The 20,399-nt window shown below is 49.5% G+C and carries 21 protein-coding genes and 1 tRNA gene; 5 read left to right on the plus strand and 17 right to left on the minus strand.

The annotated features are described in order from the left end of the window. Positions 1 to 110: 110 nt before the first annotated feature. The 9 genes from FN808_RS08850 to FN808_RS08890 all read right to left on the minus strand — a co-directional run bounded on the left by FN808_RS08850 (position 111) and on the right by FN808_RS08890 (position 5,877). A tRNA-Leu gene (locus tag FN808_RS08850) sits at positions 111 to 195 on the minus strand. Between the two features lie 146 nt (positions 196 to 341). Continuing rightward, entirely contained in the window at positions 342 to 887 is a 546-nt protein-coding gene (locus FN808_RS08855) for a tetratricopeptide repeat protein (RefSeq protein WP_142714201.1), read from the minus strand. A 92-nt stretch (positions 888 to 979) separates the two neighbouring features. Then, complete coding sequence (locus tag FN808_RS08860; protein WP_185958321.1) at positions 980 to 1,243, minus strand: hypothetical protein; 264 nt, start codon at positions 1,241 to 1,243, stop codon at positions 980 to 982. Next, positions 1,243 to 1,893: a deoxynucleoside kinase gene (locus FN808_RS08865; RefSeq protein ID WP_142714203.1), complete on the minus strand. Its 651-nt coding sequence runs from the start codon at positions 1,891 to 1,893 to the stop codon at positions 1,243 to 1,245. The genes FN808_RS08860 and FN808_RS08865 overlap by 1 nt, the downstream gene beginning before the upstream one ends. 4 nt (positions 1,894 to 1,897) lie before the next feature. After that, positions 1,898 to 2,386, minus strand: a complete 489-nt coding sequence (gene folK / locus FN808_RS08870) for a 2-amino-4-hydroxy-6-hydroxymethyldihydropteridine diphosphokinase (protein WP_142714204.1) — start codon at positions 2,384 to 2,386, stop codon at positions 1,898 to 1,900. Continuing rightward, entirely contained in the window at positions 2,368 to 2,739 is a 372-nt protein-coding gene (gene folB, locus FN808_RS08875) for a dihydroneopterin aldolase (protein WP_142714205.1), read from the minus strand. Before folB ends, folK begins: the two co-directional genes overlap by 19 nt. Before the next feature lie 6 nt (positions 2,740 to 2,745). Continuing rightward, entirely contained in the window at positions 2,746 to 4,197 is a 1,452-nt protein-coding gene (gene dnaA / locus FN808_RS08880; RefSeq protein ID WP_142714206.1) for a chromosomal replication initiator protein DnaA, read from the minus strand. A 399-nt stretch (positions 4,198 to 4,596) separates the two neighbouring features. Further along, complete coding sequence (gene prmC, locus FN808_RS08885) at positions 4,597 to 5,466, minus strand: peptide chain release factor N(5)-glutamine methyltransferase (protein ID WP_142714207.1); 870 nt, start codon at positions 5,464 to 5,466, stop codon at positions 4,597 to 4,599. Positions 5,467 to 5,484: 18 nt separating this feature from the next. Beyond that, positions 5,485 to 5,877, minus strand: a complete 393-nt coding sequence (locus FN808_RS08890) for a hypothetical protein (RefSeq protein ID WP_142714208.1) — start codon at positions 5,875 to 5,877, stop codon at positions 5,485 to 5,487. A gap of 200 nt (positions 5,878 to 6,077) precedes the next feature. On the opposite strand from FN808_RS08890, the gene FN808_RS08895 reads away from it, so the two are divergent. From FN808_RS08895 to FN808_RS08915, 5 genes are all read left to right on the plus strand, one after another. Continuing rightward, entirely contained in the window at positions 6,078 to 6,917 is an 840-nt protein-coding gene (locus FN808_RS08895) for a hypothetical protein (RefSeq protein WP_142714209.1), read from the plus strand. Between the two features lie 160 nt (positions 6,918 to 7,077). Continuing rightward, positions 7,078 to 8,364 (plus strand): phosphopyruvate hydratase, encoded by a 1,287-nt coding sequence (eno, locus tag FN808_RS08900; RefSeq protein WP_142714210.1) that lies wholly within the window; start codon positions 7,078 to 7,080, stop codon positions 8,362 to 8,364. A gap of 88 nt (positions 8,365 to 8,452) precedes the next feature. Continuing rightward, the gene (gene recF / locus FN808_RS08905; RefSeq protein ID WP_142714211.1) at positions 8,453 to 9,580 is read left to right on the plus strand and encodes a DNA replication/repair protein RecF; all 1,128 of its coding nucleotides are present in this window, start codon (positions 8,453 to 8,455) and stop codon (positions 9,578 to 9,580) included. A 22-nt stretch (positions 9,581 to 9,602) separates the two neighbouring features. Next, complete coding sequence (locus FN808_RS08910; RefSeq protein ID WP_142714212.1) at positions 9,603 to 9,905, plus strand: DciA family protein; 303 nt, start codon at positions 9,603 to 9,605, stop codon at positions 9,903 to 9,905. A 118-nt stretch (positions 9,906 to 10,023) separates the two neighbouring features. Next, a complete protein-coding gene (locus FN808_RS08915) occupies positions 10,024 to 11,028 on the plus strand; it encodes a CdaR family protein (RefSeq protein ID WP_142714213.1) in 1,005 nt (334 codons plus the stop codon). Positions 11,029 to 11,053: 25 nt separating this feature from the next. Here the strand turns inward: FN808_RS08915 and FN808_RS08920 are convergent, their stop codons facing one another. The 8 genes from FN808_RS08920 to rplM all read right to left on the minus strand — a co-directional run bounded on the left by FN808_RS08920 (position 11,054) and on the right by rplM (position 20,297). Then, positions 11,054 to 12,313: a 4-hydroxy-3-methylbut-2-enyl diphosphate reductase gene (locus tag FN808_RS08920; RefSeq protein WP_142714214.1), complete on the minus strand. Its 1,260-nt coding sequence runs from the start codon at positions 12,311 to 12,313 to the stop codon at positions 11,054 to 11,056. 160 nt (positions 12,314 to 12,473) lie between these two features. Next, positions 12,474 to 15,995 carry a chromosome segregation protein SMC gene (gene smc / locus FN808_RS08925; protein ID WP_142714215.1) on the minus strand — a complete coding sequence of 1,174 codons (3,522 nt, stop codon included), beginning with the start codon at positions 15,993 to 15,995 and terminating at the stop codon, positions 12,474 to 12,476. Between the two features lie 105 nt (positions 15,996 to 16,100). Further along, on the minus strand, positions 16,101 to 16,670 hold the full coding sequence (gene frr / locus FN808_RS08930; RefSeq protein ID WP_142714216.1) for a ribosome recycling factor: 570 nt from the start codon (positions 16,668 to 16,670) through the stop codon (positions 16,101 to 16,103). Positions 16,671 to 16,736: 66 nt separating this feature from the next. Continuing rightward, positions 16,737 to 17,462, minus strand: coding sequence for a UMP kinase (gene pyrH, locus FN808_RS08935; RefSeq protein WP_142714217.1), 726 nt, complete (start codon positions 17,460 to 17,462; stop codon positions 16,737 to 16,739). 121 nt (positions 17,463 to 17,583) lie between these two features. After that, positions 17,584 to 18,417, minus strand: a complete 834-nt coding sequence (gene tsf / locus FN808_RS08940) for a translation elongation factor Ts (protein WP_142714218.1) — start codon at positions 18,415 to 18,417, stop codon at positions 17,584 to 17,586. A gap of 54 nt (positions 18,418 to 18,471) precedes the next feature. Then, on the minus strand, positions 18,472 to 19,308 hold the full coding sequence (rpsB, locus tag FN808_RS08945; protein WP_142714219.1) for a 30S ribosomal protein S2: 837 nt from the start codon (positions 19,306 to 19,308) through the stop codon (positions 18,472 to 18,474). A 152-nt stretch (positions 19,309 to 19,460) separates the two neighbouring features. Next, a complete protein-coding gene (gene rpsI, locus FN808_RS08950) occupies positions 19,461 to 19,847 on the minus strand; it encodes a 30S ribosomal protein S9 (protein ID WP_142714220.1) in 387 nt (128 codons plus the stop codon). A 6-nt stretch (positions 19,848 to 19,853) separates the two neighbouring features. Further along, positions 19,854 to 20,297, minus strand: a complete 444-nt coding sequence (gene rplM / locus FN808_RS08955) for a 50S ribosomal protein L13 (RefSeq protein ID WP_142714221.1) — start codon at positions 20,295 to 20,297, stop codon at positions 19,854 to 19,856. Positions 20,298 to 20,399: the final 102 nt, after the last annotated feature.

Raw genomic sequence — 20,399 nt, forward strand, 5'->3', positions numbered from 1 at the left:
GGACTTATTATAAAGTGGGTACCGGAGGAGTAATGTTGATGACCGCAGGCACAAGTTTGGATGGATAATATAAAAAACCCTTGCAAGCCAAAGGCTTGCAAGGGTTTAAGTGCCCTGGACTGGAGTCGAACCAGCACTCCCGAAATGGGAACTGACCCCTCAAGCCAGCGCGTCTACCAATTCCGCCACCAGGGCATCTGAAGGGATCTGAAATCAAGAGCCCCAATATAAATGTTTAGCCTTTAAATCCCAATATGTAAAACTGAAAAAAGAAGATTTGAGGCCGGGCTTTTTTGATTGATTCGAATTGCCTCCGAGAGCGTATAGTGAATGGTATATGATTAGATTTCGGCCAGCTGTTCTTTGACGTATTCGTTGTCGGGATCCATCTTTTGTGCCTGCTCGTAGTAGGTGCGGGCCTTGGCTCCCTGTCCGGCGCGCTGCATCAAGTCGCCCATGAGGATCCAGTTCTCTACATCTTTCGGGTTATTCCGGATACGATCCAGAAGGTAGCTGATGGCTTCATTTCCATCGTCACTCATAATCATGTAGAGCACCAGGTTGCGATGGGCCGCCGGCGAATCATCCAGGTTTATGGCCTGGTTAAAATCTTCCTTGGCCTTCTCCAGGTTCTCCAGCTGAAGGTTGGCAAAGCCGCGTAGATTGTAAAAGCCACTTTTTTCCTGTTCGCGTTTAATGGCCTTGTCGAGCGCTTCTATACTTTTTTCCCACTGGTTGAGCTTCTGGAATACCATGCCTTCCAGGTGGAACCCATCAGCCGACTGGGGTTCCATTTTCTGAAGCTGGTAGGAGATATCCAGTGCATGGTCATAATCACCTTCATGGAGCAGGGAAAGTCCCTCTTCTAATTGTTCTTCAAAGTTCATGCGAAATAACTGCTTTCAAATTAAATGTACTGTTATGTGATCTGCGTCAGTAGTAGTCAGTGTTCGCTCCAAAGATAAGCAAAGTTCAGGCGTTAATCAGACGATTTGGAGGCTGAATTTTCCTCCTCGGTAATATCCTCGTATTCGGCTTCCTCTATTTCTTCAAAGTGGTTTTTGCCTTGCTGCCTGCTGCTTCCGTTTTGCTGCTTTTGATTTTGTTGGAACTGGCTGAAGGTCTGGTGGATAAAACTGGAACCTCGCCTGCGATCTTTACTGGATCCGGATGGTAAAAAAAGACGACTGATGAACTTGATTAACAGGTACATCAGTACTAAAAATAGGAGTGTGCGTATCATTACAGTTGATCAGGGATAATATGAATATGTGTATTATTGCGTATAGGCTGCTCAAAAATTTGCTCTTCTATATAATCTAAGTGTTTTTCATTACTAATAAAATCGATCTCTGATGTGTTAATGATCATCAGGGGGGATTTATTGTAGTGATAAAAGAAATGATTATAGGCTTCGCTGAGTTCGCGGAGGTAGGAGGGGGAGATGTTGCGCTCATAATTGCGGTCGCGCTGCCGTATGTTTTCCATAAGACGGTCGACCGACGATTGCAGATAGATAACCAGGTCGGGTTTGGCTGAGATGCCCGTCATAATTTCAAAGATGGAATCGTAGAGGGCCAGTTCATCATCCTCGAGATTCAGGCGGGCAAAAATACGATCCTTTTCAAAAATGTAGTCGGAAATCGTCAGTTGACGAAACAGATCTTTGCTCAGCATGTCCTGCTGCTGCTTGAACCGGCTGGCCAGAAAGGACATCTGGGTGGGAAAGGCATATCGCTCGCGGTCTTCGTAGAATTTGGGCAGAAAAGGGTTGTCCTTGAACTGCTCGAGGACCAGCCGCGCGTTATGCCGCTCGGTAAGCAGTTTGGCCAGCGAGGTTTTGCCCGCTCCTATAACGCCTTCAATGGCAATAAATTCAAATTGGTTCTCCATAGTATTACCAACGTAAATCCGTTTTTTTTATGCGCATGGGGGAGGCCTGCATGAGAAGCCGTTCCACGGGCTGACCCGTCCGTGGGTCTTGCCATTCCGGAAACAGCTCCTGCAGGGGCTCCAGCACAAACAAACGCCTGTGATATTCAGGATGCGGAATGATAAGAGTATCCGTTTGGATCACCAAGTCATCATAGGAAATAATATCGAGGTCGATGGTGCGTGGGCTCCAGCGCGTATGATCGGGTGAGCGGCCATGTTCGGCTTCAAACGATTTAAACTTCTTGATGAGCGGTTCCGGTTTTTCTGCGGTGGACAGGGCTACTACGGCGTTGAAGAAATCCCGCGAAGAAGGGCCTATTGGCTCGGTGATATAGATTGAAGAGGCCCGGAGCGGAGCATCCGACAATGCGCTGAGATAGCGCTTGGCATCGGCGAGATGCTGGCGGCGATCTCCAATATTGGAACCGACTGCTACGACGACCGTTGCCATGACATGCGTGTTTCGGAATAAGTGGTTTCTATGTCGAGCGGTGGAGCGAGTTTGCGAACGGCAACCTCAAGCTGTTCCGCCCGCGGGAAGGCGGCAAACAGGCGGTCACCGATGTGTTTGGTCAGGGTTTCAATTAGTTTCTGCGAGGGACCTTCCATTACCTCCCGGACAATGTCGGTTGCCTTCTGGTAGTCGATGGTATCTTCCAGGCGATCGCTTTTGCCGGCCGGCCGGAGGTTTGTCCGGAACACCAGGTCGATCTCAAAGTGGTTTCCCTGTTGACGTTCTTCCTCGTAATACCCGTGAAAGGCCTTGAAACTGAGACTTTTAAGCGTCAGGGTATCCATATCCATGGGATATCAGATGGTGGCCATTTCAATTTTTTGATGGAGTTCGTCGACCATTCGCTTGTGCTTGGCCGTGGTTTGCATGCGTTCTTCCACAGTGGAGATGGCATGAATGACCGTCGAGTGATCCCGTCCGCCGAAATGAAGGCCGATCGTCTTGAGGCTTGAATCCGTAAACTGCTTGGAGAGATACATGGCAATCTGCCGCGCCTCAACAATTTCCTGCTTGCGGGTTTTCTCGCGCACCTTGTTGGTATCGATTCCGAAGTAGTCGCACACGTAGTTTTGAATTTGTTCAATGGAGATGGAAGTGTGCGATTCCTTGATCATGTCTTTCAGCACCTGCTTGGCCATCTGGGGCTCAATCTCATCTACATGCTGCAGGGAGGCAAAGGCCAGAAGTTTTATGATCGCTCCCTCCAGGTCGCGCACGTTCGATTTAAAATTATGTGCGATGAATTCGAGTACGTCGTGCGAGAGTTCAATGCCGTTGTCGTTTGCTTTCCGTTCAAGAATGGCATATCTGGTTTCATACTCCGGGATCTGAAGGTCGGCGCTGAGTCCCCAGCTGAAACGGGATATAAGTCGCTCTTCAATGTCAGGAATTTCGCGGGGGGCACGGTCGCTGCTCAGGATAATCTGCTTTCCGTCCTGGTGCAGCGCATTAAAAATATGGAAAAATTCTTCCTGCGTCTTCTCTTTGCCGCTGAAAAACTGAATGTCATCGACGATCAGCACATCGATCTGCCGGTAGAACATGGTGAATTCGCTGGCGCGGTTATTCCGGATGGCCTGCACAAATTCGTTGGTAAAGCTCTCCGAGGAGATGTAGAGCACAGCAAGGTCGTTGCCGTACTCCTGTTTGACCTTGTTTCCGATGCTTTGGATAAGGTGGGTTTTGCCCAGCCCGGTGCCCCCATAAATAAAAAAGGGATTGAAGGAGTTGCTGCCAGGATTCTCAGCGATAGCCATGGCCGCGGACCGGGCAAGGCGGTTACAGTCGCCTTCAATATACCGGTCGAAAACATAATTGTTGTTGAGGTTGGAATCTATCTTTGCTTTTTGGATACCGGGAATGACAAAGGGATTTTCAATTTTCCCCGGGCTGTGCTCGGAATAGCCACGCATTTCCTGACTTTGATTGGTGTCGGGGGGCATTGGTCGCTGGGGCAGGCGTACCGACCGGTTATCGGACTCATTTTCAGATTTTTCAAGTACGACCGAATATTCAAGTTTTCCATCTTCACCCAGAACCTTGGCCAGCGTCGACCGCAGCATGCCATAATAATGTTCTTCCAGCCATTCATACCAAAATTGACTGGGAACCTGAATGGTCAGTGTGTTGTTTTCGAGCTTGACGGGATCTATCGGTTCAAACCATGACTTATACTTCTGATAGCTAATATTATCCTGAATAATTTCCAGACACTGCTCCCAAGCAGCTTCGGCAGAAAGAGTACTCAACGTCCCAAGACCTCCTGTAAAATTAATGTGTTATTGTGCAAATAAGCCCTGTAGTTATCCACACGTCTTGAATGCTGTCACTATTTAGGGTGAAATGAAGATGGCAATTTCATCGGCAGATGTCAAAAAAATATCTCCCCGTTATCCAAAAGTTATCCACATTACTCTAAACATTGTAACTTTTTGCCACGCAGTAAGTTAAATATTTTATAGCTTTTCTATCAAAAATGACTTGACAGTGCTTAATGCACCGCTAACATTGATTTCACCTTTTTGTAATGGGAGATAATGGAGCAGAAAAAAGTTTTCAACAAGTTATCCACATTAAATTGTGGATGAGTATTGCCGCTTTGGAACAGGTCAATATGGCAGAGTCAGGTGGTGGGGATGAGTACTCTCCTACTGCAGGTGGGCGATTAAAAACCGTTCCTTTTTGTCATAATCTTTCAGCACAGAGGTCGTCCACGATGAGGGATCAAATAGTTGCTGTACCTGTCCGCCGAATTTTTCATGAAGCTCGAGATAGAGGCATCCCCCGGGTGCGAGATTTGTTTCGGCGTAATGAATGATATGGTCATACATTCGGTCCATGTCACTGGTAAACAGGGCCTGGTGGGGCTCGTAGGACCGGACCTGGGGTTCCAGCTCTTCAGCTTCGCCTTCGGTAATGTAGGGAGGGTTTGAAACGACAAGATCCAGGGGGGGATCCAGGGAGTGGTGTTCGTCACTCAGAATATCTTCCTCATAAAAGGTGACTTCCACCTCGTTCTCCCGCGCATTGCGCCGGGCCACCTCCAGGGCCCCGGCAGAGATGTCCATTCCGTAGAGCTGCCACTGAGGTCTTTCCATTTTGAGAGCAATGGGGATGCATCCGGACCCTGTTCCAATATCCAGTATAGCAAGGGGCTGACTATCTGCATCGGAATGGCGATCAAGGATGATCTCAACCAGCTGTTCGGTTTCGAGGCGGGGGATGAGGACATCCGGGGAGACAGTGATACGAGCATTTACAAAGTCCGTAAACCCGATAATATACTGCAGGGGCTCGTGCTTGGCACGCCGCTTGACCATGGGGCGCAACTCCTCCAGTTCGTCCGGGGATAGCGGTCGGTCGTATTTAAGATAGAGATCCAGCCGCTTGATATTGAGCGTTTCGGCAAGCAGCCATTCGATACTGTGCCGTGGATCGGGAATATCTTTTGACTTAAAATAATCTGTAGCCCATTCCAACATGGAAAGGACCGTCCATTCCTTCACCTTGTTGCTCATGTGCAGCGGTAAGGGTTGTTAAGAGTCGTCCTCTTCGGTTTCCTGATCCTGTTCCTGCTGGACCGTAAGACCAAATCGTTTGGCAAAATCAAGAATAAAATCAGTGACTTCGTCGTCAATGGTGCGTTTCTCTTCGTCAAGCGAACTGCCCCTGAAGCCCATACGTCCCCCTGTTTTTTTCAGGATAAACCGATTTTGCTTGCCGGTAAATTCAATAATGCACGTAAGGGTGACACTGGCATTAATCTGTTTTTCATATTCTTCAAATACAGCAACATGAACTTCATCTTTATGATTAGATGATTCATAGCTGTAGGTATATTTGGGCTCGATGCTGCTGAACAGCTGCGCCGGCATGCGTCGCAGCGTGTCGGCAGGTCCGAAAACAACATACTTGCTTACAGAACTCATAATATATTTACTTCGGTTGGTGAGTTACATCGGTTGTAAACAGCCTGAATAAACGCCTTTATTGACCCAGAGTCAAATTTACTTGTATATAAATACAAATTTATTCAAGTAAAATTTAAATAATTCATAATTTTTTGGGATACTATTGGTTAAATTAATATGTGGTTATTCGTTGCAGAAAGATCAAGGAAGATTCACCCATGAAAAAAATCAGGACTAAACAGGTATTGGCTGCATTTGTAATGATGGTGAGCCTGGCAGCTGTTTCCAATGCCGCCTATGCTCAGCTGGAAGAGCCGGATGTGGTTACTGCTCCCAATCCCCGAACGCCGCTGAGCGAGGGCTATCATACGGGCATTGGTTTTGATATTATGCTCAATAACTTCGGCTTTGGAGTGGGCGGCTACTTCAAGAAGGTAGTGAGCGATTATACGGAGGTCAGTTTCCAGACGGGTATTACGGGCCTGCGGGATGTGAGCGAGCAGACGTTCCAGAGTTTTTTTACCGGCGACCGCATCATTCCCAATAAATACAAGCGAGGTTTTGCTTTTCCCTTCCTGTTTGGGGTGGAGCAACGTATCTTCGCCCGGCAGATTGAAGATAACTTCCGGTTGTTTGTGGGGGCTGCAGCCGGTCCCGCCATGGCTTTTGTCTATCCCTATGTCAATGATTCTGACGGCAGCGGATTTCGCAGCATTTATGTAGATCCCAATACTGGCTTCATCAGGGGAGCAGAGCGCATAAACGATTTCTTTACCGGATGGAGTGACGGGGAAACCGAGTGGGGGTACAGCGGTGAGCTGAAAATAGGGGCCGATCTGGGCCGTTCATTTGGTACACGTACCACGGTTGAATTTGGTTACTTCTTCTATTATTTCAGCCAGGGACTGCAAATAATGGAGCCTTATCGTCCATATGGCTATAATGAGAACGGCAATCCGGTTATATTCAATGACCAGGGGGAACAGCGACCGCATTTTGATGCGCAGAAATATTTTGGTACCCCGCAGATCAAATTCACCTTCGGAGGTATGTGGTAGCGGGCAGCATGCCTGGAGGCGGTAATACCTTCTGTGGCAGCCGGTATGCTGAGTCTGCACCTTGTACGCCTTTCTTTTTCCCTTTATCCATAGATAAAATCCTTGTACCTTTCGAAACAATTTCACCGAAATCAATACATATCATTAATATTAAAGGAGTATGAGTTTAATAGACGAAGTTATCGGACGCCAGATTATCGATTCCCGGGGGAACCCCACGGTAGAAGTTGATATTGTGCTGACCAATGGGGTTATGGGCCGGGCAGCGGTCCCATCGGGGGCCTCCACCGGAGAACATGAAGCGGTTGAACTCCGCGATTCCAATTCCAAGAAATTCCTGGGCAAGGGAGTAACACAGGCCGTGGAGAACGTAAATACGGCTATAGCCAGTGAACTGCGGGGCGTGGAAGTGTTTAACCAGGTAGCCATTGATGATCTGCTGCTGGAAATAGACGGTACGGAAAACAAGGGTAATTTGGGAGCCAATGCCATCCTTGGGGTTTCGCTTGCCGCTGCTGATGCCGCGGCCAACGCACTTAACATCCCTCTGTGGCGGTATATCGGCGGAGTTAATGCCAAAGTGCTGCCCCTGCCGATGATGAACATTATCAACGGAGGCTCGCATGCGGATAACAATGTGGATTTGCAGGAATTTATGATTATGCCCAGCGGTGCGGATACGTTTTCCGAGGCTGTACGTATGGGATCAGAAATTTTTCATCACCTGAAGCGCGTGCTGTCTGCTAAAAACTATAATACGGCTGTGGGAGATGAAGGCGGTTTTGCACCTGATCTGGACTCCAATGAGGAGGCGGTTGAAGTAATCCTGCAGGCCATTGAAAAGGCGGGATACGCTCCCGGGGAGGAAGTCGTCATCGCACTCGACCCCGCTACAGCGGAATTCTATAATGCCGAAAAAGAGGTATATGAGTTCCGATGGAGCGACGGCAGCGAGCGGACCAATGAAGAGATGGTGGAGTTCTGGACCAGCTGGGTCGACAAGTATCCCATTGTATCTATTGAAGACGCCCTCGACGAAAATGACTGGGATGGGTGGAAGAAACTTACAGATGCTGTTGGCGACCGCGTACAGCTGGTGGGTGATGACCTGTTTGTGACCAACACCGAACGCCTTGCCAAAGGCATTCAGCAGGGAGTGGCTAACTCCATCCTTATCAAGGTAAACCAGATTGGCACGCTTACAGAGACACTGGATGCCATCGAGATGGCACACAAGAACGATTATACGGCCGTCATTTCACACCGTTCCGGTGAGACCGAGGATACGACCATTGCTGATTTGGCTGTGGCGACCAACGCCGGACAAATTAAGACGGGTTCCATGAGTCGAACCGATCGTATTGCCAAGTATAACCAGTTGCTGCGCATCGAAGAGCAGCTGGGTGACAATGCGATCTTTATGGGAAGCGATACGTTCGGCTTCTAACAGCTGCAGCTGTTTCGGCCTGTAATTATATCAACAGTACAGCGGAGGGGAACCCCTTCGCTGTACTATTTTCAGCCTGTCAACCTATATGCGCAATACGAGCCTGCGATTACAAAATTTTCGTAATCATGTCGACACAACCGTTGAGTGGGCTCCCCACCTGAATGTCATTGTCGGAAAAAACGGGGCGGGTAAAACCAATTTAATTGATGCTATCCACTACCTGTGCATGAGTCGCAGTTTTGTAACCAACAGCGACCGCTATGTATCACATCACGATGCGACGTTCTTTATGATCAAAGGGCATTTCGAGGGCAGTATCCGAACCAGCTTTGATGTGGGCTGCTCATACTCCTGGGGAGAGGGCAAAAAGATTTTTGTTAATGAAAGCCCCCTTGATCGTCTCTCCGACCTGATTGGGATGGTGCCGGTGGTGGTGCTGGCGCCGGGCGACAAGAAGCTGACCAGCGAGGGGCCTAAAGAGCGCCGCTCGTTTATTGATTCTTTTATCTGCCAGCTCTCCCCCCGTTACCTGCAGGATTTGCTGGATTTCCGCAAGGCCCGCAAGCAGCGAAATAAACTGCTGCAGGAATTCCGGGGCAGCCGCGAGGTGCTTAAAACATACCTGGAACCCTGGAATGTCCAGCTTATAGAATATGGCACGCGCATTGTAGCCAAGCGAACGGAAGTGCTGAACCGGTTCCAGGATTATCTGGCACGAGAGTACGAGCTCATCTCCGGGATGCGCCACAAGCCGCACCTTGAATATCAAACCTTTTGTGAGCCTTCGGAAGAAGAAGAAACCGTCCGGGAACGATATGCAGCGGCGCTCGGGGACGAGCAGGAACATGAAATGGAACGGGAGCTTACGCTGGTGGGACCACACCGCGATGAAATTGTGTTTTATCTCGATGATTTCGAGCTTCGCAGGTACGGCTCGCAGGGGCAGCACCGTCTTTTTGCCCTGGCTTTGAAATTGGCGCAGCTTTTGTATTTTTCAGATGAACTGGATGATCTGCCTATTTTTTTGCTGGATGACGTCTTTGGCGACCTGGATGCTGAGCGGACCAGGGTACTGTTGAATGCGCTGATCGAGCATGCCGGACAAACTTTTGTCACGGCCGCCAATCCGATCCCTTTTGATGAGTACGTCACCTTCGATGGGGAAAAAAACAGGAAGTACCGGGTGGAACAGGGGCAGGTAACACCGCTGTAATATTTAAAATGGGTGAATGAATATGGCACGATATCGGTCAAATAGTCCCAAGCTGCTGAAAGATGCGCTCAAGGATTTCCTGGATGACTATCCGCACAGCAAGCGGCTGAAGCGCGGAATGATCCTGTCAATCTGGGAACAGACGGTTGGCAAACGCATAGCGGATGAAACGGAAAATGTCCATTTTGAACACGGCAATCTGGTGGTCCATGTAAAAAATCCTGCCTGGCGGCAGGAAATCCATATGAAGCGCTTCAGCATTGCAAAAAAACTCAATGACAAAGTAGGCGAGAAAATTATCAGGGAGATTGTTGTCCGCTCCTGACTGCCCGCTTGTTCTTGAGAGGCGATTCATGGACTGTTTCCTGCTCGTAAAATTCGGCCATGATCTATTGCAAACCAGACCGTGCCCGTTTATATTAGCCTGAGAAGTTTCACTATTTATGCAATTGCCAGTGCTGGAAAATATAAAGCAGAAATTTTCGGAGACGTGGGAGAATCTCATTCAGAAGTCGAATGAGGATGAGATTGCGGATGTGGGGCGTGAACGCATTGTTGTTTTTGCTGTATCCCTTATTCTGGCTGTCTGTCTCTGGTTCATGGTGAATTTGAGCAGGGATTATAATTTGAATGTTGATCTTCCCATTGTGGCCGTTGGCATGCCCGATGACCGGGCGCTGGCCCAGGAGCTGCCCAAAAGCGCTACGGTCAGCATTACCGGCGAAGGCTGGAAGCTGATCAGTATCTACAATAACCCGCCCTCGGTAAATCTCAATGTTACCGGTTCTGAAATTAATCTGTATGATCAGGTTCAGCGCCAGATGAATGCCATATCCGAGGTGAATGTGCAGAAGGTACAGCCATTGATGCTGACACTGAATCTGGAGGAGCGGGTATCCAAGACAGTGCCGGTCAAGCCCGTGGTTGATATCTCTTTCGAGAGGCAGTATGGCTTTATCGGGGATCCAACGGTGGATCCGGACAGTGTACGGATCAGCGGAGCAGTATCCCTGGTGAAAGGAATTACAGCCTGGCCTACCGATTCTCTGACACTGAGCGAGGTGTCAGCGGATATTTCAGAGCGCGTCACACTGAAAAGAAGTGAGCTTATAAGCCTGTCGCAGAGTGAGGTTCGAATTAACGGGACGGTTGACCAGTTTACTGAAGGAGAAACAACGATTGATCTGGAAACACGCAATCTGCCCGAAGGCAGGCGAATAAGTTACAGCCCCTCGTCTATTACCGTGACCTTTGATGTACCCGTTGATGAGTACGCCGATATAAAAAATGAAGAGCTCTTTGAGGCTTATCTAACGTACGATCAGATCCAGGAGGATACAACAGGCTATGTATCCCCCCGCGTAGAAAAGCTGTCGGACAATGAATATGTTAAGATTCGTTCTTTTCAGCCGGAACGGGTCGCCTACTTCATGGTGCTTGACGACTAAGCCCGTGCCTATCCCGAAAGAATAGCTATCCTGATTCCTGGAGCTTTTCCTCAAATGGTTTGATCACCTCTGTTACTGTACGGTCGGTATTGAAATAGGAGAGAATTTTCAGGATTACTTCATCAACAAGTACATCGGGGCAGGAGGCGCCTGAGGTAATGCCTATCTTCACGGGCTCCTCTTCGCCAGTTGGAACGGGCAGCCAGTCTGCAGTCTGCTTCATCTCTTTGTCCCACTGGTTGAAATGATTGATGAGCGAGGGGCCTTCAAATTCACCGGCATCACGAATGTGATAAGTGGGGAAGGCGTGTTCCAGGATTTCAACCAGGTGCATGGTATTTGAGGAGTTGTACCCACCGACGACGATGGAGAAATCAGCATCGGTTTCAGCTAGCGCAAGGGTGGCCGACTGGTTCTCGTTGGTGGCATAGCAAAGGGTGTCGGAAGTGTCGGCAAAATGATCCAGGATGTCGGCTTTGCCGTATCGTTCAATAGCAGCCTGCTTGAGGATATCCATCACCTCCTGGGTTTCGGTGGCCAGCATGGTGGTCTGGTTGATAACTCCGAAGTGTTCAAGATCCTTGTGCGGATCAAAGCCTTCAGTACTCTTGTGTCCGAAGTAGGTTTCAAAATCTGATTTTGGACGTGCGCCGGTTAAGATATCAGCCAGGATCCGTGCTTCCTCGGGATTCAGAAGCACTACGCAGGGCGAATGGTCCGCACTGTGCGAAAATGTGGCCCGCGTCTCCTCATGGCGGTGCTTGCCGTGGATGACCAGGGCGTATCCTTTTTTGCCCAGCTGCTTGCCGCGCTTCCATACTTTCTCTACGAAAGGGCAGGTGGTATTGTACTGGTAGGGATCGATGCCCTGCTTCCGGAGCCGCTGCTGAATTTCAAGCGTGGTGCCAAAGGCGGGTACGATGACAATATCATCCTCGTCGAGCGATTCGATGGGAATCAGTTCTGTCCCGTCCGTTTCAAAAAGGAACTTGACATCCCGATCCAGCAGGTCTTCGTTGACGGTGGGGTTATGGATCATTTCACTGAGCAGGTAGATATCCCGGTCAGGGTGCTGCTCCACCGTTTCGTAGGCAATGTCGATGGCATTTTCGACCCCGTAGCAGAAGCCGAAATGACGGGGTACATAAAACTGCACGGGACCGAAATCAAGGACGCTTGGCTCGAGGTCTTTTTTGCGCGGGTCCATCACCTTGTTGGCATCTTTTACCTTGCGGATGATGGGAGATTGGTAGATGTCTGGAATGTTGAATTTTTTTCGCCCCATGGTGCACGTGCTGTTTTTCGGGTTCTCTCGGGAAACCTTGCTTGACGACTTTTAGTGAATCCCCAATATACGAAGTTTGGGGCGAAACATCAGGGCGTTGTGGTTGAAATTATGGTACTGTGCGGAAGGATACGGCGGGAGCAGCAGCCGGAGGGGAGGCTTATGCTTCGGCCACTTCGTCCAGCTTAACCCCAACCAGCCGGCTGATACCGGTCTCCGGCATCGTCACCCCGTACATCATCTCAGCTTTACTCATCGTTTTTTTGTTGTGGGTGATGATAATGAACTGGGTGTCATCGCTGAAACGCTTGATCATGGCCGCAAATCGCTCAATGTTGGCGTCGTCGAGGGGGGCGTCGACCTCGTCCAGTACACAGAAGGGCGAGGGCTTTACAAGGTAAATTGCAAAGAGCAGGGCGATGGCCGTCAGTGTTTTTTCACCCCCCGACAGCTGGTTGATGGTGGAGGGACGCTTACCCTTCGGGTTGGCCTTGATCTCAATGCTTGCATCAAGGGGATCCTCGGCCTCCTGGTCGATGACCAGGTCGCAATAGTCATCATCGTTGAAGAGGGTATGGAAGACCTTCTGGAAGTTTACCCGAATTTTCTCAAAGGTCCTATTAAAACGTTCCGTGGCTGTTTTGTTGATCTTGTCGATGGTTTCACGGAGCTCTTCAGCGGCCTGGTGGAGGTCACCGATTTGTTCTTCATAAAAATCGAGGCGTTCCTTTTCCTCTTCGTACTCTTCGATTGCAAGGGGGTTCACATCCCCGATCTTTTTGAGCTTCTGTTTCAGCCAGGCGATGCGTTTTTTGGCTTCATCCGCTTCGGTATCTTCAGGCAGCTTCTCGTCAATCTGGTCCATCAGAACCCCGTAGGTCTCCCAGATGTGATCCGAGAGATTCTCAATCTGCATCTCAAATTTCTCTTTGGCCATTGCCAGGTGGTGCACCAGTTCCATGTTCACCTCTTTGCGACGGCGCACTTCCTTCAGTTCCTTTTCGATCTCATTAATGCGTCCACGCTGCTTGCCGGAGGCCTCCTCGGCCTGCTCAAGTTGTTTGTCAGCTTCCCGCTTTTTCGTTTTCAGGTTTTCGAACTGATCTTCCAGCTGCTCAATCGAGGATTTGTATCTGGTGATGCGCTTTTTAGCTTCCTTTGTTTTCTCTGAGCGCATTTTCAGCCGCTTCTTCAGGTTCTTGATGCCGTCCTGGGCCCGGCGGATATCCCGCTCGTGGTTTTCCACCTTGTTCTGCAGATCCTGGTGTTTCAGCTGGGCATCATTATAGCGGCTCTGGGCTATAGAACGCTCCTCTTCCAGCTCCTGGAGCGTCTGTTTTTTCTCCTCCTGCTGCTTGTGGAGTTTTTTCAGCTTCTGTTGGAGCTCCTTCTGCCGCGGGTGCAGCTGGTCGAGTTCATCCCGCGCAGAACCCTCGCTGCTGGTCAGCGCTTCGCGCCGATCCCTGAGTTCCCCGATATTCTTCTCATAGATCTGAATCCTGGACTCAAAACTGTTGATCTTGTTCTCTATGGATCGCAGGTGCTTCTCTTTTTCTTTGAGCTGCTGTTCCAGCTCATTCAGCTTGATGGCCTGGTACTGCTCGCCTACCTGCTGCAGCCTTTCCCGGGAGCCGTCGATCTCCGATGTCAGCTTGTCCCTTTGCTCGGTAAGCTTGGTTATTTTATCCTGCAGTCCCACGCGAATGCCGGCATTTTGGGACTTGCTTCCGCTCTGCAGAAAATGGCCACTGGTAATCACTTCCCCCTCGAGGGTGACGCCGGTCTGGCGGTTGCCGGAAATGTGCTGCCAGGCGTTCTCCACACTGTCAAAAACAAAAGTGTGTCCCAGCAACAAGGTTTTGAGCGCTTCAAAACGGGGCTCAGTATGCACCACCTCCACCATGGAGCCTTCTTCAGCCGGATAAGAGTCGGCCAGCTTGTCGAGGGGAATGAAGGTGGCTTGTCCCTTCTCCTGCTCCTTGAGCAGGCGGGCGGCTTCCCGGGCATCCCGGAGTGTGTCCACCACTACAAAGTTCAGGGCCTCTCCCAGCACAGCTTCCAGGGCAACGGCATGCTCTTCATCAGTAGACAGAAGGTTGGATACCACATCCATAAAGGGAAAGCGGTCGCTGTGTTCCTCGAGCAGAAACTGTACGCTCGAGGGAAACGCCTCGTTGGAGCTGGCAATATCCTGCAACAGCTGAATTTCAGACGCTACCGAGTCGAGGCTGCTCTGCTGGCTTCGTATTTTATCCTTCAGCTCTTCCTGGCGGCTGCTCAGCTTCTCCCGCTTCTCCCGGGCCTCCTGCAATTGCTGCTGCTGGCTGTCCCGGTCTTCAGTGGCCTGATCGAGCTTTGAGGAGAGCATCTTTTTCTCCCCGCGGAAATTGGCGATCTCGTCTTCAAGGTCCTCGATTTCTTCGCGGATCCGAAGGAGGTCGCCCTCGGTATTCTCCAGTCGCGACTCTATTTTAATGCGTTTGGTTTGAAGGTTATTGAGTTCGCTGTTGGTGCTGGAGAACTCTTTTTCAAGCTTGTTTAATTTTTTACGTTCGGCTGTAAACTGTTTCTGGATTTCACTATAGCGGCTTTTCGAATCATCCAGGTTCTTTTCGGCCTTCTGGAGATCTTCATCAAACGTTTCAAGCTTGGCCTGGCTGCTCTGAAACGCCTCGCGCAGGTCTTTCAGGTCCTGTTCGCTCTGTTCGATATCCTTGTCGTACTGCTCAATGACGCCTTCTTCATTGCTGATTTTCTCGCGCGTAATCTGGAGGTTGGTTTCGGTATCCCGGATTTTAGAGTGCAGCTGGCTGACGCGGCGCTGGGCTTCCGACTGCTTGCGCTCCTTTTCGGAGAGTGCCTCGCGGGCGGCCTCTTCTTCCTGCTCCAGTTTTTTTGTCTTGGAAAGAATCTCTTTTTTCTCCTTGTCGGCATTTCCGATGCGTTCCTTCAGCGGCTCCAGTTCTTCCTGGATTTTACTGAACTCATGCTTGTTGAGCGCCTTGTCCAGCTGTTCAAGCTCTTTATTGTATTTTTTGGCCTTGCGGGCCTTGTCTGCCTGGCGTTCCAGCGATTTAGTCTTTTTCCGGACCTCGACCAGGATGTCTTCCACCCGCTGCAAATCCTTTTGTGTATCCTCGAGTTTACGGAAGGTGCGCTTGCGCTTTTCCTTGTATCGGGTGATCCCGGCGGCCTCCTCAAACAGTTTTCGCCGGTCATTGTTCTTGTCGTTGAGGATCTCTTCAACCATTTTGAGTTCAATCACCGAGTAGGCATCCGAACTCATGCCCGTATCCATGAACAGCTCATTAATGTCCTTGAGCCGGCAGGTTGTTCCATTGATAAGGTATTCGCTTTCGCCGGATCGGTAGAGGCGGCGGGCGATGGTCACTTCATTATACTCGGTGGGAAGCAGTCCCTTGTTGTTGATCAGGGTAAGCGATACTTCCGCCATACCCAGGGCGTTCTTTTTGGCGGTTCCATTGAAAATTACGTTCGACATGCTTGAGGAACGCAGCAGGGTGGGGCGCTGCTCACCCAATACCCAGCGCATGGAATCCACAATATTGGATTTGCCGCAGCCATTGGGGCCTACAATCGCAGTAATTCCCTTGTCAAAGGAGACTTTGGTATTATAGGCAAAGCTCTTAAAGCCCTGAAGTTCCAGTTCGGATATATACATGCATTAAAAGTGCCAAATAGCAAAATTCAAACAGCCGTTCACTGGTATGGCAGGGGAAACGGCGCAAGGTAGTTGAATTTTCTATCTTGGATATTGGGATTTTCGTCAAACAGTCATGATTTCTTCTTTCTTCTTCTCCAGCAGTTCATCCACCCGCTTGGTATGCTGGTCGGTAAGCTCCTGCACAGCCTCTTCGGCTTCATATTTTGAATCTTCCGGAAGTGATTCCTGCTCCACTTTCTTCTTGATCTCGTCATTGGCTTCCCGGCGGGCATTGCGAATGGATATGCGGGTGTCTTCGGCAATTTCCTTGACACGCTTCACGAGCTCCTTGCGTCGTTCTTCCGACAGAATAGGCAAGGGGATGCGGATAATATTGCCGTCATTACTGGGATTCAGTCCCAGTCCGGCCGACATGATGGCCTTTTCAATATCCTCCAGGGCCGACTTGTCAAAAGGCTGGACCGTGAGCAGCCGCGATTCAGGAGCACTCACGTTGGCCAGCTGGTTCAGCGGCGTCTGGGATCCATAATAATCAACCTTGATGCCATCCAGCAGTGCGGGCTGCGCTTTACCTGCCCGAACGTGGGAGAGTTCTTTTTTATAGTAGATGATGGCTTCATCCATCTTTTTTCCGGTACTGTCAATGATGCTCTGTAGCTCTGATGGTATCATAATAGATCAAACTTTAATTTTAATCACTTATGGTGCAGGTAAAAGATCAGAATGAATTTAAGAAATCTATGAATCTTCCCAAACTACCGTGGAGCCAATATTTTCCTTTCCGTTGAGAACTTTTTTAAGGTTGCCTACTATGTTCATATTGAACACGATGATGGGCGTCTCATTCTCGCGGCACAGCGTAAAGGCGGTGAGATCCATGATAGAGAGCCGGCGGTCGAGCACTTCTTCGCCGGTAATGGTCTGGAACTTCTGGGCATCCGGATTCTTTTCAGGGTCAGAGTCAAAAATACCGTCGACGCGGGTGCCTTTTAATATGACATCGGCTTCGACCTCGATGGCACGCAGAGAAGCTGCCGTATCGGTTGTAAAATAGGGGTTCCCGGTACCTGCGCCGAAGATGACAACCCGTCCCTTTTCCAGGTGACGGATGGCCCTGCGCCGTATATAGGGTTCGGCAATTTCTTCCATGCGGATAGCCGACATAAGGCGGGTGTGCACGCCCTTGCGTTCCAGGGCATCCTGGAGGGCCATGCTGTTGATCATGGTCGCCAGCATGCCCATGTAGTCGCCCTGCACCCGGTCCATGCCCTCGGTGGCTCCCTTGACGCCGCGGAAAATATTGCCGCCGCCGACGACCACGGAGACTTCATAACCTTCGTCATGGGCAGATTTGATCTCATCGGCGTATTGGGTCAGGATATCACCGTCAATGCCGTGTCCTTGTTCTCCCAACAGGGCTTCGCCGCTTATTTTGAGTAAAATTCGTTTGTACTTGTTGGCCACTGTATTAGAATCCCATTTTTATTGCTGTTGATAATTTACATAACCCGGTTTAAAATCAGGATCTCTTAAGCATAAAAAAAAGGCTACCGAATTGGTAGCCTTTTTTAAAGAATAGGGGTATTTACGACTTTTCGCCGAGCTGAAGCCGGTGAAAGGATTTCACCAGCGGCATATCGTTTTCTTTAAGGTATGCTTCCACCGACATGCTGTTGTCTTTGACAAATTTCTGTTCCAGCAGAACGCGTTCTTCATAGAAACGGCGCAACTTGCCCTGGGCTGCCTTCTCGGCGATCTCTTCAGACTTGCCTTCATTGAGCAGCTGCTCTTTGGCAATATCAAGTTCTTTTTCCACAACCGAGCTGTCGACTCCCTCTCTGTTGACGGCGATAGGGTTCATGGCGGCCACCTGCATAGCCACGTCTTTAGCGATATCATCATCAGAGATGTCGCCTTCGAATTCAACGACTACGCCGAGCTGGTTGCCGGGATGGATATAGGAAATAAACTGGCCATCTGTGGTAACGAACAGGGCACGGCTGAATTTTATTTTTTCGCCGATCTTTCCAACCATATCCTTTAGGTGATCGGCTACGGTAAGATCATCAAGTTTGATTTCCAGCAATTCATCCACGGAGTTAATCTCATTCTCATAAACGAGATCAAGAAATTCCTGAGCCCGGTTCTGGAAATCCTCATTGCGTGCTACAAAATCGGTTTCGCAGTTGATCTCAATAGCGGCGGCCCTGCTTCCGTCCTCGCTCAGGCGAGTGAGAATCAATCCCTGGTTGGCTTCGCGGTCGGCACGCTTTTCAGATAGTTTTTGTCCTTTTTTCCGAAGGATCTCAATGGCTTCATCAAAATCTCCGTCTGCTTCCTGGAGGGCTTTTTTGCAGTCCATCATGCCCGCCCCGGTTTGTTCACGCAGTTCTTTTACGTCTTTGGCAGAAATACTCATGTTGAGTTATGCTGTTTAAATTTTTGGTTGTGGATTAAATCAATAAAGGGTCATCTATTCTTCTTCGCCGGAAGAATCATCTGATTTTCTTTTTCGGCGAGAGCGGCGTTTTCCGGTGGCTTTTTTCTTTACCTTCACCTGTTCTTCCGCTTTCTGTGCCTCTTTGGCTGCCTGTTCCATCAGCTCCTCTTCATTCTGTGCTTCCCGTTCGGCATTTCCTTCGATAATAGCATCGGCGATGCTTGAAGCAATAAGCTGGATGGTTCTCGCGGAGTCGTCGTTGCAGGGAATGATGTAATCCGGGATATCGGGATCACTGTTGGTGTCTACCATGGCAACAATCGGAATATTAAGTTTCACCGCCTCATTGACGGCGATATCCTCCTTGATGGTGTCTACCACAAAAATAGCACCCGGCAGATGACCCATATTGGCGATGCCACCCAGGGTTTGCTCGAGTTTTTCGCGCTCACGGTCGAGCATCAGGGCTTCCTTCTTGGTCAGTTCATCGAAGGTGCCATCCTTGCTCATGCGGTCAATCTCTTCCATGCGCGAGATGCTTTTCTTGACCGTGGAAAAGTTGGTCAGCATGCCGCCCAGCCAGCGATGCGTGATATAGGGCATGCCACATCGTATGGCCTCCGTTTTGATGATATCCTGAGACTGTTTCTTGGTTCCCACAAAAAGAATGGTCTTTCCGGCACGGGAAAGCTTGGCTACTTCCTCCAGTGCTTCCTGGAAATATTTTTGCGTTTTCTTGAGGTCAATGATGTGAATCCCGTTGCGCTCCATGAAGATAAATTCCTTCATTTTGGGATTCCACCGGCGGGTAAGGTGTCCGAAATGGGCACCGGCTTTCAATAGTTTTTCTAAGTCGGGTGTACTAGGCATAGTTAGGGTGATTTGTGTTTGAGTTAGTCCTCTACGCAGGTCGTACCCGGCGCTAACCCCGGCGAAAAGCCGGAGCACTCGGCGCACTGAGTCGCTGCGTATGTGTGATTAGGAAATTGTGTTGTAAAGAAGAAAGCGGTATGCGTACAATATTAACGCTTGGAGAACTGGAATTTCTTACGAGCACCAGGTTGTCCGTACTTCTTGCGTTCAACCATACGGTCGTCGCGGGTTAGCAGGTCGTGCGATTTCAATACGCTGTGCCACTCTTCGTTATGATCATCGAGTGCGCGGGCGAGCGCATGCTGAATGGCTCCGGATTGTCCCGTAATGCCACCGCCGCGAACGGTTACCTTGATGTCGAACTGTCCGTTGGACTCAGTGACATCAAGTGGCAGCGAAGCAACGTTCTGATGTGCTTTCGTACTGAAGTATTCATCCAGCGATCGCTTGTTTACCTTAAATTCTCCCGATCCGGGTTTGATGTACAGCCGCGCCGTAGAGGTCTTTCTTCTTCCGATGAAATTTTTCTGTTCCATTCGTTATTAAAGCTCGATTTTTTCAGGTTGTTGTGCTTCTTGTTCATGTACTGGACCAGCATAGACCCTTAGATTTGTCATCAGCTTATTGGTAAGCTTGTTCTTGGGCAGCATTCCCTTTACCGCATTGGTAATCAGGAAGGAAGGATCATTGTCCAGCATCTCTTCTGCCGAAGTAAAGCGCTCCCCTCCGGGGTAGCCGGTATGACGAAAATATGCTTTTTGCTGCAATTTGTTGCCGCTCAGAGTAACCTTGCTGGCATTAATTACAACGACATTGTCACCGGTGTCCATGTGCGGGGTGAATTCGGGCTTGTGCTTGCCTCTCAGGTAAGTTGCCACCTTGGAAGCCACGCGTCCGAGGGCCTGTCCTTCAGCATCAACAAGAACCCATTTCTTTTCGATATCACTCGCTTTAGCAGAGTAGGTCTTGTAACTATTAGTATCCACAGTTAAAAATTGTTTAAAAATTGCTTTTGTATGAAGTCCCGTAAAATAGACTTCTTTTGAGCAATTTGCAATGATAAAATTAAGGGTACTGCTCTTTGTGGA

The organism is Fodinibius sediminis, from assembly GCF_900182555.1.
Classification (GTDB): domain Bacteria; phylum Bacteroidota; class Rhodothermia; order Balneolales; family Balneolaceae; genus Fodinibius; species Fodinibius sediminis.

What these genes read in the sequence shown, in the direction of transcription:
- FN808_RS08895 (WP_142714209.1), top strand. Translation starts at nt 6,078, where the DNA reads ATGAAAAAAATCAGGACTAAACAGGTATTGGCTGCATTTGTAATGATG.
- prmC (WP_142714207.1), bottom strand. Translation starts at nt 5,466, where the DNA reads ATGAGCAACAAGGTGAAGGAATGGACGGTCCTTTCCATGTTGGAATGG.
- rpsI (WP_142714220.1), bottom strand. Translation starts at nt 19,847, where the DNA reads ATGGAACAGAAAAATTTCATCGGAAGAAGAAAGACCTCTACGGCGCGG.
- recF (WP_142714211.1), top strand. Translation starts at nt 8,453, where the DNA reads ATGCGCAATACGAGCCTGCGATTACAAAATTTTCGTAATCATGTCGAC.
- eno (WP_142714210.1), top strand. Translation starts at nt 7,078, where the DNA reads ATGAGTTTAATAGACGAAGTTATCGGACGCCAGATTATCGATTCCCGG.
- FN808_RS08860 (WP_185958321.1), bottom strand. Translation starts at nt 1,243, where the DNA reads ATGATACGCACACTCCTATTTTTAGTACTGATGTACCTGTTAATCAAG.
- folK (WP_142714204.1), bottom strand. Translation starts at nt 2,386, where the DNA reads ATGGCAACGGTCGTCGTAGCAGTCGGTTCCAATATTGGAGATCGCCGC.
- FN808_RS08890 (WP_142714208.1), bottom strand. Translation starts at nt 5,877, where the DNA reads ATGAGTTCTGTAAGCAAGTATGTTGTTTTCGGACCTGCCGACACGCTG.
- FN808_RS08865 (WP_142714203.1), bottom strand. Translation starts at nt 1,893, where the DNA reads ATGGAGAACCAATTTGAATTTATTGCCATTGAAGGCGTTATAGGAGCG.
- smc (WP_142714215.1), bottom strand. Translation starts at nt 15,995, where the DNA reads ATGTATATATCCGAACTGGAACTTCAGGGCTTTAAGAGCTTTGCCTAT.
- rpsB (WP_142714219.1), bottom strand. Translation starts at nt 19,308, where the DNA reads ATGCCTAGTACACCCGACTTAGAAAAACTATTGAAAGCCGGTGCCCAT.
- FN808_RS08910 (WP_142714212.1), top strand. Translation starts at nt 9,603, where the DNA reads ATGGCACGATATCGGTCAAATAGTCCCAAGCTGCTGAAAGATGCGCTC.
- FN808_RS08920 (WP_142714214.1), bottom strand. Translation starts at nt 12,313, where the DNA reads ATGGGGCGAAAAAAATTCAACATTCCAGACATCTACCAATCTCCCATC.
- FN808_RS08915 (WP_142714213.1), top strand. Translation starts at nt 10,024, where the DNA reads ATGCAATTGCCAGTGCTGGAAAATATAAAGCAGAAATTTTCGGAGACG.
- frr (WP_142714216.1), bottom strand. Translation starts at nt 16,670, where the DNA reads ATGATACCATCAGAGCTACAGAGCATCATTGACAGTACCGGAAAAAAG.
- folB (WP_142714205.1), bottom strand. Translation starts at nt 2,739, where the DNA reads ATGGATATGGATACCCTGACGCTTAAAAGTCTCAGTTTCAAGGCCTTT.
- tsf (WP_142714218.1), bottom strand. Translation starts at nt 18,417, where the DNA reads ATGAGTATTTCTGCCAAAGACGTAAAAGAACTGCGTGAACAAACCGGG.
- FN808_RS08855 (WP_142714201.1), bottom strand. Translation starts at nt 887, where the DNA reads ATGAACTTTGAAGAACAATTAGAAGAGGGACTTTCCCTGCTCCATGAA.